Annotated in this window: 1 protein-coding gene; it reads left to right on the top strand. The window is 47.5% G+C overall.

All coding sequences use genetic code 11. From position 1 onward, the window contains the following. Positions 1-768: DASH family cryptochrome (locus tag A3729_RS02075; RefSeq protein WP_156497586.1), on the top strand; the 768-nt coding region annotated here is incomplete at both ends.

The raw sequence follows: 768 nt of genomic DNA, 5'->3' as shown, positions 1-768 counted from the left end.
TTGGAAGCAGAGAAGATTCCTGATTGGCTTCCTGTGAATACGACTTCGCTCCGCTTTACCGGTGGTGAACGCGAAGCGTTTGGCCATCTGTTCGAGTATTTCTCCAGTGATGCGCCCCGTCGCTACAAGACAGTAAGGAATGAATTATCCGGCTGGACCAACAGCAGCAAAATATCACCCTGGTTAAGTAGCGGCTGTCTATCTCCACGCCAGGTCATCAAGAAATTGCTTGAATACGAACAGGAAAACGGGTCTAACGATTCATCTCGTTGGCTATATGTCGAGCTATTGTGGAGAGAATATTTCCAATGGTGGCACTTTCTAAAAGGAGACCAACTATTTAGTTTCCAAGGATCCAAAAAGTCACCCCCGCTTACTAGTTTCTACCCTGAACGCTTCAGTAAATGGTGTGAAGGCGAAACGCCTTTCAAGATTGTCAATGCCTGCATGAAGGAACTAAAAAACACGGGGTATCTATCAAACAGAGGCCGACAAATCGCAGCCAGTTGTTTGGTTAATGAATTGAGCGTGGACTGGCGCTATGGAGCAGCTTGGTTTGAGTACTGTCTCATTGACTTTGACTTGGCAGTAAATTGGGGCAATTGGCAATACATTGCAGGCGTGGGGGTTGACCCAAGAGGAGGGCGCCACTTCGATCTTGAAAAGCAGTCGAGACTCTATGACCCTGACGGTTTGTATCAAAAACGCTGGGGAGCTGAAACGGATCCAAATTTAGACTCTCGCGATGCTGCCGACTGGCCAATCATA

It is taken from the genome of Oleiphilus sp. HI0043, from assembly GCF_001634935.1.
Note: the sequence above shows the minus strand (reverse complement) of the source record. Positions and strands in the feature narration are given on the sequence as shown.